General features: G+C 62.4%; 10 protein-coding genes. 1 reads left to right on the top strand and 9 read right to left on the bottom strand.

The features are described from left to right. Window positions 1-109: 109 nt before the first annotated feature. The 6 genes from J1G18_RS04855 to J1G18_RS04830 are packed head-to-tail and all read right to left on the bottom strand — an operon-like array spanning window position 110 to window position 4,337. Window positions 110-1,789, bottom strand: a complete 1,680-nt coding sequence (locus J1G18_RS04855) for an acyl-CoA synthetase family protein (RefSeq protein WP_135294799.1) — start codon at window positions 1,787-1,789, stop codon at window positions 110-112. Further along, window positions 1,786-2,331 carry a hypothetical protein gene (locus J1G18_RS04850; protein ID WP_098966858.1) on the bottom strand — a complete coding sequence of 182 codons (546 nt, stop codon included), beginning with the start codon at window positions 2,329-2,331 and terminating at the stop codon, window positions 1,786-1,788. Before J1G18_RS04850 ends, J1G18_RS04855 begins: the two co-directional genes overlap by 4 nt. Further along, window positions 2,328-2,582 carry an acyl carrier protein gene (locus J1G18_RS04845; RefSeq protein ID WP_003220947.1) on the bottom strand — a complete coding sequence of 85 codons (255 nt, stop codon included), beginning with the start codon at window positions 2,580-2,582 and terminating at the stop codon, window positions 2,328-2,330. Before J1G18_RS04845 ends, J1G18_RS04850 begins: the two co-directional genes overlap by 4 nt. A gap of 9 nt (window positions 2,583-2,591) precedes the next feature. Then, entirely contained in the window at window positions 2,592-2,852 is a 261-nt protein-coding gene (locus tag J1G18_RS04840; protein ID WP_007967290.1) for a phosphopantetheine-binding protein, read from the bottom strand. Further along, a complete protein-coding gene (locus tag J1G18_RS04835) occupies window positions 2,833-3,642 on the bottom strand; it encodes a lysophospholipid acyltransferase family protein (protein ID WP_027611343.1) in 810 nt (269 codons plus the stop codon). Before J1G18_RS04835 ends, J1G18_RS04840 begins: the two co-directional genes overlap by 20 nt. Beyond that, window positions 3,618-4,337 (bottom strand): beta-ketoacyl synthase chain length factor, encoded by a 720-nt coding sequence (locus J1G18_RS04830; protein WP_223007167.1) that lies wholly within the window; start codon window positions 4,335-4,337, stop codon window positions 3,618-3,620. The genes J1G18_RS04835 and J1G18_RS04830 overlap by 25 nt, the downstream gene beginning before the upstream one ends. 361 nt (window positions 4,338-4,698) lie before the next feature. On the opposite strand from J1G18_RS04830, the gene J1G18_RS04825 reads away from it, so the two are divergent. Then, the gene (locus J1G18_RS04825) at window positions 4,699-5,469 is read left to right on the top strand and encodes a ParA family protein (RefSeq protein WP_223007166.1); all 771 of its coding nucleotides are present in this window, start codon (window positions 4,699-4,701) and stop codon (window positions 5,467-5,469) included. 129 nt (window positions 5,470-5,598) lie between these two features. Here the strand turns inward: J1G18_RS04825 and trxC are convergent, their stop codons facing one another. From trxC to mscK, 3 genes are all read right to left on the bottom strand, one after another. Beyond that, window positions 5,599-6,033 carry a thioredoxin TrxC gene (gene trxC, locus J1G18_RS04820; RefSeq protein ID WP_007967298.1) on the bottom strand — a complete coding sequence of 145 codons (435 nt, stop codon included), beginning with the start codon at window positions 6,031-6,033 and terminating at the stop codon, window positions 5,599-5,601. A gap of 80 nt (window positions 6,034-6,113) precedes the next feature. After that, window positions 6,114-7,577, bottom strand: a complete 1,464-nt coding sequence (gene selO / locus J1G18_RS04815; RefSeq protein WP_223007165.1) for a protein adenylyltransferase SelO — start codon at window positions 7,575-7,577, stop codon at window positions 6,114-6,116. A 48-nt stretch (window positions 7,578-7,625) separates the two neighbouring features. Further along, window positions 7,626-10,979, bottom strand: coding sequence for a mechanosensitive channel MscK (gene mscK, locus J1G18_RS04810; RefSeq protein ID WP_134785264.1), 3,354 nt, complete (start codon window positions 10,977-10,979; stop codon window positions 7,626-7,628). Window positions 10,980-10,985: the final 6 nt, after the last annotated feature.

The following is a 10,985-nucleotide window of genomic DNA, read 5'->3' as shown; positions in this document are numbered from 1 at the left end:
GCGAGGGAGCTTGCTCCCGCTCGAGTGCGCAGCACTCGCTCGCAGTTTTGCGTGAACCGAGTTTGGGGCCGCTTCGCAGCCCAGCGGGAGCAAGCTCCCTCGCCACAGGTTATGCATCGGCGGCTCCTAGCAGGATTCGTCCGCTGGAGCAGGTCGCGGTGTCGTTGCGGTAGGCGAAATACAGTTTGCCGCGCTCGGGATCGAAACGCAGGTGCAGCTGGATTTCATCGCCAGGGCGCACCAGTTGCTGGAATTTCAGCACTTCCATGCCGGCAAATTTGCCGGCCAGGTTCAGCAGTTGTCGGCCAAGGTTCAGCGCCCATTCGACCTGTACCACACCGGGCAGCACCGGGGCCTTGGGGAAGTGGCCGCTGAAGTAGGCCAGGTCCGGCGGAACACTCAATTGCAGGCTCCACTCGCCGTCGGTTTCGACCTGCTCCAGCACTTCCGGAGTTTTCGGCCGTGGCGCCAGCAGCAGGGCTTCGATGTCGGCCTGCGGCAGCTTGCCCTGGCTGTTCAGCGGCAGTTGCCGCACCAGACGCCAGCGCCGGGGCAAGGCCAGCGCCTCGCAATGCTGGCTCAGGTGTTTGCGCAGGGCTTCGGTCAGGCTGCGACGACCGTGTTCGCGCAAGGCAAACAGGCCGGCGTCGCTGAGCACCAGCAAGGCGCCAAGTACCGCGCGGTTTTCCTGAACCACGCCCAGCCGTGCTTCGGCGACCCACTCGTGGGCGACCAGTGCCTGTTCGAGCATCGGCAGGGAGATGCGCTTCTCTTCGAGTTTGACGATACGGTCCAGCCGCCCGAGCAGTTCGAAACGCCCGTCGGCAGCGATACGCGCGGCGTCGGCGGTGTGCTCGACATGCCCGGCCGGCAGGTAGGGCGAGGCGATCAGCAGGGCGCCGTCGCTGTCCTGGCTTAGCTCAACCCCGGCGAAGGGCTGCCACAGACTGGCGCCCTGACGCCAGGCGATACCGCCGGTTTCCGAGCTGCCGAGGATTTCGGTCGGCCACTGTTGCAGGCGTTGCTGCAGGCTCTGTGCCGCGTCTGCGGGTAAAGCGCCGCCGGAGGAAAACACCCGGCGCACGGCGCTCAGGGCCGGCCAGTCGAGGTTGTCGCCCATGCGTTTGAGCAGTGCCGGGCTGCCGACCCAGGCGAAGGCCGGGTGTTCGCGGCTGGCGCGCTGCAGGTCTTCCGGGAACGCCAGTTGCCTGCGCACGAACGGCCGTCCGGCGCACAGCGGCCACAGCACCCGGAACAACAAACCGTAGATGTGCTGGGTGGCGACGCTGCCGATGATCCAGGCTTCTCCCAGATCCGCGCCCCACAGTTGCTCCAGTGCTTCGACCTCGTTGGCCAGTTGGCGCAGAGTCTTGTCGATACGCTTGGGCTCGCCGCTGGAGCCGGAGGTGCACAGGCTCAGGCGGCACTGCTCGAGGTCGAGTTCAGCACCGGGCAGGGCCGGCTGCAGCAGATCGCTCAAGTGAGCATCATCGGGGTGATCGCTCAACCACAGATCGACCTCACTCGACCAGCGCTGGCGGGTCTGCGCTTGCAGGTCGGAGGGCAGCAGGACGGCGACGCCCGCGCGCCAGGCGCCGAGCAGGGCGATGGCGAGGTCGGCGGCATCTTCGAGATGCACCGCCATGCGCTGCACGCCGCGTGCCTGCAGGCCGGCGGCAACGCTCAGCGCCTGCTCGCGCAGTTGCGTGTGGTCGAGCGCCGGGGCGGCGCTGATCGCGCGCTCCGGCAGGGCCTTGAGCAACAGTTGCTCAAGTTTTATCCAGTTCATTTACGGCCTCTTACCCGTTGTCGTATCAGCCATTCAATGGCAAACATCAGGCCGATCAATCCGTAGGAGATCAGGCCGGTGTACAACATCCACCAATGCAGCGGCGCCCACAGGGTCAGGAGCGCGGCGCACAAACCGTTGCAGAAGAAAAACACGCTCCAGGCCACGGTGACCTGGCGGGTGTAGCGGATCGCCTCGGGCGGCAGGTGCGGCTCGCGCAGTCGCGCCAGGCGCTCGACCATCGGCGGCCCGTATTTCAGGCTCAGGCTGAACAGCACCAGCATGAAGCCGCTGATCAGCACCGGATACCAGCGCAGCAACAGCGGACTGTCGAACAGCGCCAGCAGCAGGCAGAACCCGATCGCCACGCAGGCCATCCAGCGGCTGCCGGGCTTGCGTTCGCCGGTCAGCGCGCGCGCCAGCCACAGCCCGCCCAGCAGCAGTCCGAACTGCCACGGGGCAAAGTGCTCCATGCCGAAATACACCGCAAAGGGGTACAGCAGCCCCGCCAGCAGCAGGCCGAGGCCGATCAATCGGCTCATGCGGCCGGTTGAACCAGACGGTAGACCGCCTCGACCACGTCACCGACGGTGCGCACCGATTTGAATTCTTCGGCGGCGATTTTCTTGCCGGTCTGGCGTTTGATGTGATCGATCAGGTCGACCGCGTCGATGCTGTCGATCTCCAGATCCTGATACAGGTTGGACTCCAGGCTGATCCGCGCCGGATCCAGTTCGAACAGCTCGACCAAGGCATCGCGCAGGGTGTTGAAAATGTCGTCACGAGTTTGCATGGTCCGGTCTCAAGCTGCCTGTTTTGCCGTGACGAACGCCGCAAGGCTCGCCACATTGGTGAAGTGGTTACGGGTGTCTTTGGCGTCGGCGTCGATCTTGATACCGTACTTTTTCTGGATCGCCAGACCCAGTTCCAGTGCGTCGACCGAATCCAGGCCCAGGCCTTCGCCGAACAGCGTCTGCTCGTCGCCGATGTCGTCGACGCTGATGTCTTCGAGGCCCAGGGCGTCGATGATCAGCAGTTTTATTTCACGGTGCAGATCGCTCATCTTCGGCGAGCTCCTTAATGTAGTAAGAGTGCAAATAATCATTGAGCTTGCGCGAGGCCTGCGGTGCCGGGCCTTGCGTGGCGAAAGTCTGTGGATCTATATCGGCCCCGACACGAAAACTGAAGTGCACGCGGCGGTGGGGGATGCGATACCAGGGTTCGGCCTTGGTCAGGGTGGTCGGATTGACCTTGATGACCACTGGCGTAAGGATTTTCGCACCGCGCAGGGCAATCGCTGCAGCCCCCCGATGAAAGGCTGGCGCCTGACCAGGTTGAGTGCGCGTGCCCTCGGGGAAAATGATCAGGGTCTGGCCGTTTTGCAGGGACTCGGCGGCAGCGTCGAGCATGTCCATGCTGCCGTCGTTGCTGATGTATTCGGTACTGCGCAGCGGGCCGCGGGTGAAGGGGTTTTCCCACAGGCTTTTCTTCACCACGCAATTGGCCTGGCGCACCAGGCCGATCAGGAACACCACGTCGATCAGCGACGGGTGGTTGGCGATGATCATCTGCCCTGGACGCCCGAGGCGTTCGGCCCCTTGAATGTCATAAGTCAGCACACCGGTGCGGGCCATGAACCGCACGAAAAACCAGAACAGCCGACTGACGGTTTGCCGTGCGCGCTGACGATGCCTGAGCGCGTCACCCGGCAAACAGCCGAGCAGCGGAAATACCAGCAAGCGTAGGCACAGCCCGCCGAGCCCGAACAGGGTGAAACTGGCGGCGGTGGCCAGCAAGCGCCAGTAATAGGCGTCGCGGTTCTTCTCGGTCACGGGTTGCGTTGCCAGGTCCATACACGATTTTTCCAGGCATGTTGGCAATGGGTTTGCTGACCGAGCAGGGCGCGCAACAGATTCAGCGCGTGGGGCCAGTGCGCTTTGGACACTGTTTCCTGGCCGCTGTTCAGGGTCAGCCGCCAGTCGGTACCGGGGGTGAGCAGCAGACCCAGCGCATAAGGGAACGGCACGTCGTCGACCCACTGCGAATAGGCCTCGGGCGGCTGTTCTTCGGTGATGATCAGCAGCACCGCGGGAGCGCCTTCAGCGAGCAGGGCGGAGGCTTCGATGATGCCGTGTTCCAGGCCATCGCCTGCGGCCGCCAGTGCAGTCATTTCGCTGTTTTCACCGCGCATGATCGACCACAGACCAATGATCGCGTTGTGCACCGACAGGCTGAACTGGGTCGGCGACAACGGCTCGTCCTTGGCCAGATCACTGAGGATCTCGAAGGTGCGCGGGGTTTCGCCGTGTCGTGAAACAAACACCAGCGGCAGGTTTTCCCGTCCGTCGGCCAGCGGCCAGCCGACACTGAACGCCATCCGCGCCAGACGGCTGAGGCGTCGGCGCTGCATGGCTGGCAGAAACGACACATCGGGCGCGGCATCGCTGCTCGGGAGTACGACCGGTTGTCGGCTCCAGGCCTGCCACGCGTCCACGCTGTCGAGCCCCGGGGCCCACGCGCGCCATTGGGCGATGTTGAAGTTGATCACGGATGTTCATCCCGCCCCTGCGGGCTTTTATGACGCTTTGAGTCGCCAGGGCCGCGGCTGACCTGAGGTGGCGCATGGCGCCGGGTGGCGCGCATTATCCCGGTGCGACGAGTGTGTAGCAAATGTTGGTTACGTTTTACGCAACGAAATGTACCGAGTGGTTCGTGGAAAAAATGTCATTTGGCCATTATCCGGATCGTGCGGGATTTGTCTGTCGGGCATATCAGCGCACTCGGGAGGTTTTTACCCGCCGTGCCCGCTGATTTTTGCGCCTGACTCTGTAGTCCGCTTCGTTGAAGGTAGCGAAGCGCACGCACAGGCAACTACACTCGGTCATTCTTTGATACACGGAGGTTTTGTCATGCGGCGCGTGGTGTTCAATCAGAAAGGTGGCGTGGGCAAATCCAGCATTGCCTGCAATCTGGCAGCGGTGAGTGCCAGCGAGGGCTATCGCACGCTGTTGGTCGACCTCGATGCCCAGGCCAACTCCACTCAGTACCTGACGGGGCTCACCGGCGATGACATACCGATGGGCATTGCCGATTTCTTCAAGCAAACCTTGTCATCTGGGCCGTTCTCGAAGAAAAACCAGGCCGACATCTACGAAACCCCGTTCGAAAACCTGCACATCATCACCGCTACCGCTGAGCTGGCCGACCTGCAGCCCAAGCTTGAGGCCAAACACAAGATCAACAAGCTGCGTAAGTTGCTGGACGAGTTGTCGGAAGATTACGACCGGATCTACCTCGACACGCCGCCGGCGCTGAATTTTTATGCAGTGTCGGCATTGATTGCCGCCGATCGTGTGCTGATTCCCTTCGATTGCGACAGCTTCTCGCGGCAGGCGCTGTACGGCCTGCTGGCGGAGATCGGAGAGTTGAAGGAGGACCACAACGAAGGTCTGGAAGTCGAAGGCATCGTGGTCAACCAGTTCCAGGCCCGGGCCAGCCTGCCGCAGCAGATGCTTGATGAGTTGATCGCTGAAGGTTTGCCGGTGCTGCCGGTGTACTTGAGCAGCTCGGTGCGCATGCGCGAGTCGCACCAGGCCAGCACCCCGCTGATCCACCTCGACCCGAGGCATAAACTGACGCAGCAATTTGTCGAACTGCACAACCTGCTCGAAGACCATTGATCCCTGAGCTACTCAGATCACCTGTAGGAGTGAGCCTGCTCGCGATGGCGTCCTGTCTGCGAGCATCTGAGTTGCCTGAAAAGACGCCATCGCGAGCAGGCTCACTCCTACAATTGAATTTGTGTTGGGTCAGATGCCCTGGCTACGCAGCCACGCCATCAACTGTGGCAACGGAAACGCCCCGCTCTGGCGCGCCACCTCCCGCCCGTTCTTGAACAGAATCAGGCTCGGAATCGAACGGATCCCCAACTGCGCCGACAACTGCTGATTGGCCTCGCTGTCGAGCTTGGCCAAGCGGCACTTGCCCGCCAACTGCGCGGCCGCCTGCTCGAATACCGGCGCAAAGGACTTGCACGGCCCACACCAGTCCGCCCACACATCCACCAACAACGGCAGATCCCCTTTGATCTGGCTGGCGTAATCGCCTTGCTTGAGTTCGAACGGCTTGCTCAGCAGCACCGCGGATTTGCAGCGCCCGCATTTTGGCTGGTCGGCGAGGCGTTCGGCGGGGATGCGGTTGAGGCCGTTGCAGGCGGGGCAGGGGATGAGGAGTGGAGTGGTCATGACGGGCTCGGTTTAAGTTGATATCTCGTACGACTGATCTGGAGTCGTACGAGGCGTTTATCAAGGTTGAATCCGGAGCCTCAAGACGAACAACTGATCTCCAGATGCTTGCCCCACTCCGGCGGCCGCTCGGCATAACCTTCCATCCCCGGCTGCTCGTCGAACGGCGTGCTCAGCACCGCATGCAGCCGGCGCACTTCTGAGTAGTCGCCTTGCTCGGCGGCATCGATAGCCTTCTGCGCCAAGTAGTTGCGCAGGATGTACAGCGGATTGACCGCGTGCATCCGCGCCCGGCGTTGCTGCTGATCGCTGTCGCCATCGCGGGCAACGCGCGCCACGTAACGCTCGGCCCAGGCATCGAAGCCTTTGATGTCGACGAAGTCATCGCGCAAGCGGGCGACAGCCTGCTCTGCGGACTCTTCGCCGAGATGGCGGAAGAACAGCGTGTAATCGACGCCGCTGTTCTGCATCAGTTGCAACAGGTCTTCGAGCAGTTTCTGGTCGTCATCCTCGGCGCTGGTGAAACCGAGGCGGCGGCGCATCAGGTCGAGGTAGTGCGCCTGGAACAACGGCAGGTACAAACCGAGGGTTTCGCGCAGGGCTTCGACGCTGATGAACGGCGTCAGGGCCTGGGCTAGAGCGCTGAGGTTCCACTGGCCGATCGGCACCTGGTTGCTGAACGAGTAGCGGCCCTGATCATCCGAGTGGTTGCAGATGAAGTTGGCGTCAAAGTCGTCGAGGAAGGCGAACGGGCCGAAGTCGAAGGTGATGCCGAGGATCGACATGTTGTCGGTGTTCATCACCCCGTGACAGAAGCCGTAGGCCTGCCACTTGGCGATCAGTTCGGCATTGCGCTCGACGATCTCGCGGAACATCGCCAGATACGGTTCCGGTTGCTCCAGGCACTCGGGATAGTGCATCGCCAATACGTGTTCGCCGAGCAACTTCTGCTGCTCGGGACGCTTGGTGTAGTAGAAGTATTCGAAGTGGCCGAAGCGCACATGGCTTGGCGCCAGACGCAGCACCATCGCCGCGCGTTCCTGCTTTTCGCGCCACACCGGAGTGTCGGAGCCAATCACGCAGGCGGCACGTGAAGACGGGATGTTCAGCGCGTGCAGCGCCTCGGAGGCGAGAAACTCACGAATCGACGAACGCAGCACCGCGCGGCCATCGCCCATGCGCGAAAACGGCGTCTGCCCGGCGCCCTTCAGATGCAGGTCCCAGTGTTCACCGGCGTTGTTGTAGACCTCGCCGAGCAACAACCCGCGACCATCGCCCAGTTGTGGCGTGTAGCCGCCGAACTGATGCCCGGAATAGACCATCGCCCGTGGCTCGGCATCCGCCCATAACTTGTGGCCGCCGAACAGTTCAGCGAATTCCTGAGTCTCAGCGGTTGCCGGGTCGAGATCGAGCAAGGCCAGGGCCGCAGGGCTGGCGACGACCAGGCGCGGGTTGTCGATCGGCTCGGGCAGCACATGGGCGGAGAACGAATCGCCGAGGCGGGCGAAGCGATTGTCGAAGGTCAGTTCGTCGAGGGCTTTCAAGGGCCGGCTCCAGCAGAATGTCCGAGCATTCTGCTGGGATCAGACCGGTTAGTCGAGTTTGGCCGGCGGCGGCTCTTGCAGCGGCTTTTGCTCGGCGTCGATCGGAACGATGGTTTTGTTCTCGTCCTCGATGGGCACCAACTTGTATTCCTGACCGTGGAGGTTCTTCAGGTACACCTCCATCTGGCGGAACGAGATGTTGATGTGCTGCTTCTTGAACTCGCGGTTGATGAAGCGGTTCACTTCGTCGATCACCGGGTTGCGGTCACCGAGGTCGCGCACATGCATGCGCAATTCGTGGTCGAGGGTGCTTTCGCCGAAGTTGAGGAAGTACACGTGCGGCTCGGGCTCTTTGAGCACGCGCGGGTTTTCCCGGGCGGCCTTGAGCAACAGTTCCTTGACCAGATCCAGGTCGGAGCCGTAGTCCACGCCGAGTTTCAGGGTGACGCGGGTGATGGTGTCGGTCAGCGACCAGTTGATCAGTTGCCCGGTGATGAACGTCTTGTTCGGGACAATGATGTCCTTGCGGTCGAAGTCGGTGATGGTCGTGGCGCGGATGCGGATCTTGCTCACCGTGCCCGACAGGTTGCCGATGGTGATGGTGTCGCCGATCCGCACCGGACGCTCGAACAGGATCATGATGCCGGAGATGAAGTTGGCGAAGATCTCCTGCATACCGAAACCGAGGCCGACCGACAGCGCCGCCACCAGCCATTGCAACTTGTCCCAGCTGACGCCGAGGGTCGACAGGGTCGAGACAAAACCGACACCGGCGATCACGTAAGACAGCAGCGTCGTGGTCGCATAGGCGCTGCCCTGCGCCAGATTGAGTTTCGACAGCACGAACACTTCGAGCAGACCCGGCAGGTTGCGGGCGAGGGCGAAGGTGATGCCGATGATGATCAGCGCGCCGAGCATGTCGCCGATGCTGATCGGCACCATGCTCATGTTCGCGCCAGTGCCGCTGGTGTATTCGTAGAGGGTGATGTTGTCGAGGTACGAGAACACCGAGATCAGGTCGGCCCAGACCCAGTACAGCGCGGCGATGAAACCGCCGAGCAGTGCCAGACGGATCAGGCGCAGCGACTGTTCGTTGACCTTTTCGATGTCCAGGGTCGGCTCTTCGATCACCGCTTCGCCGTCGCCGGCCTCTTTCGCGGCCTGGCGCTTGGCCAGGGCGCGCTGGTAGGCCAGGCGGCGTGCGGCGACCGCCAGACCACGGACGAAGGTAGCCTCGATCACCAGCCAGAACATCAGCAGGTACAGGGTGTTGATCAACCGGTCGCTGAGTTTCAGCGCGGTGTAGTAGTAGCCGAAGCACACCGCGACGAACAGGGCGATTGGCAGCAGGGTGAACATCACGCCCACGGCCCTGCGGAACAATGAGGTGTTTTCGTGGGCCGGACTGCTGATCAGCAGACGGCTGAGCAGCCATGCCATCAGGGCGTAGCAGGTCAATACCACCGGCATGCCGAGCACGTCGTCAGCCAGCGCTGCCGGTTGCAATTCGGCCACCGCCACCACGGTCACCAGCGCCATCACCACCAGCCCGAGACGACGGATCCAGCCCTGAAGGAATTCGACCTGCGGTTTGTCCCAGCGGAAGTGCAACTCCGCCACACCGCCCGGCGAGAGAATCCGGTAAGCGGTGTAGAACACCAGCCACGCCTGGCCCATTTGCAGCAACGCCGCGCCCATGTTGGCGTTTTGCCCGCGGGCATCGATCTGCAAGGCCAGACCGCACAGGCCCAGGCCCAGCGCTACCGGCATCGCCAGCAAAATGTTGATCAGAATCGCCTGGGGCGTATGCCACTGGCTGTCACGCTTGAAGTGCCCGATGTCCTGGTGAACCTTGTTCAGGCGTGCGTACAGCGCCTTGCGCCGCCACAGTAGAGCGCCGATCAGCAAGGCCAGCGGCAGGAATAGCAACGGGCGCTGGGTCAGGCCGTCGGTCAGCTCGCTCAGGCTCGATGCCAGCGGCAAGGTGTCGATCTGGCGCTTGAGCCGCTCTGGCACGCCGCGAATCCATTCCGCGTCCAGCGGCTTGTTGCTGGGGATCCAGAACATCTGCTCGTCGAGAGTCGCACGCAGGCTTTGCGCGGTGCTCAGCAGTTGTTTCTGGTTGAGTTGCAGGGTGATCGATTCGTTGAGCACCGCGCTCAGTTCGCGGTTCAGGCGCTCCAGCAGGTCGGCGCGGGTGTTGGCCAGTTCCATCAGGCTCTTGCGCAACTGCGGGGTGACTTGTTCCGGCGGCTGGGTGGAAAGCAGGTTGTCGACGTAGGTCGCCGGATTGCTCAGGAGTTCGCGCTGCTGGCTGACTTCGAACTGATACAGGCGAATGTCGGCGATCTGGTCCGCCAGATCGCGGTCGACCTTGAGCCGGGGCAGCGCCTGTTTCTGCTTATAGAGAATCTTCGACAGCAGCAGACTGCCCTTGAGCACGTTGATCTGCTCGTCGAGGGCCGAATCGCTCTGGGTCAGGCTGTCGAGTTGCTGTTTGGTCTGCAGGTTCTGCTGGGTGACTTCGTTGAGGCGGTCAGTGCTTTTGAGCAGGTAGTCGGAGAGCTTGAGGTTGGCTGCACTTTCGGTGGCGAGCAGGCTGCTGCCGCCGGCCTTCTGCGCCTCGATCGACTGCTGAGTGACAGTTTCCTGAGATTGCGCCAGACGCTTCTGGTTGATCAGAGTCTGCAGTTCCTGGATCTCGCGATCGAGACGGTCGGATTTCTCCGAGAGCAGGTCGTGCTGACTGTTGCCCAGATCCTGCAGCTGGCTGTTGCCCGCCAGTTCCTGGCGGCGCAGCGGAATCAGTGAGTTCAACGCGGCGAGCTCGGCGTTCAACTGGTCGCGCTGCTCGGCGCTGACGGTCTTGCCCGCATCCTTGCCGGACTTGAGGATGTTGTTGATCTGCTGGATGCGCGTCTGGCTGGCAGAGATTTCCGCCTGCGCACGCTCGGGACGGGTCTGGGCAGTGATGATCAGGCTGTTGGCATCGGCCAGGGCCTTTTGCAGGTCGCTTTGCTGGGTCGAGCGATCGGTGAGGATCTGCTCCAGCTGCTGGATCGACTCTTTGGTGAAGCGCTGCGCCACCGGCACCACTGGCGTGGCCTTGAGGCGCGTCAGTTCGCGAGTGTTCTCGATGGTCTGCCGAGGGGCGGAGGCCAGTTGCTGCTTGAGGTCGATCAGCTTCTGGTCGTAATCACGCCGGCTGTTGAGTTGATTGAGCGTAGTTTGCAGGACCGTCTGCAGGCTCTTTTTGTCGGCATCCGGCAGTTTGCTGTCGGCCAGTTTGTCGAGGCTGGCCTGCACGGCTTCGCTGGACGGCGGTTCGGCGGCGTAGAGCGGGCCGACGGAAAGACTCAGGCCCAGCAGGGCCGCGAAAAAGAAAGAGCGCAGGGTAGGCATAGAGAC

It is taken from the genome of Pseudomonas sp. MIS38, from assembly GCF_019891575.1.
Classification (GTDB): Bacteria; Pseudomonadota; Gammaproteobacteria; order Pseudomonadales; family Pseudomonadaceae; genus Aquipseudomonas; species Aquipseudomonas putida_A.
Note: the sequence above shows the minus strand (reverse complement) of the source record. Positions and strands in the feature narration are given on the sequence as shown.